Origin of the sequence: Mesorhizobium sp. M1D.F.Ca.ET.231.01.1.1 (genome assembly GCF_003999155.2) — a bacterium.
Lineage (GTDB): Bacteria > Pseudomonadota > Alphaproteobacteria > Rhizobiales > Rhizobiaceae > Mesorhizobium.
The window spans coordinates 1-297 of sequence record NZ_RZOZ02000235.1; the positions used below are offsets into that span (position 1 = coordinate 1).

1 protein-coding gene is annotated in these 297 nt (G+C 58.6%); it reads right to left on the bottom strand.

Annotated elements, in window-relative coordinates:
- Positions 1-297 (bottom strand): HAD family hydrolase (locus EN874_RS33095; RefSeq protein WP_189396761.1); only part of this gene is annotated, 297 nt, incomplete at both ends.

Below are 297 nucleotides of genomic sequence, written 5' to 3' on the forward strand. Positions count from 1 at the left end.
CCGTGATTGAATCGCCGACCGCCACCACGGTTTCGCGCGAAAGCCCCATGTGCAAGATCCGCGCGAAGGCCTCGCGTTTTTTCGTCGGCGCGCCGATGACCAGCTCGAAATAGTGATCAAGGGCTCGCTGACGGATGACCTCGACCAGTTCTTGCTGCGGGGTTCCGGAAACGACGAAAAGCCTGGAACGCCCAGTCGCTTTTTCAAGCAGTTCCCGCGCGCCGGGAATGAAAGGCGCAGCGAGGATCTTCTCAAAAACGATTTCTGAGAACCTCTTCGACAGCAGCGCCAATCGCT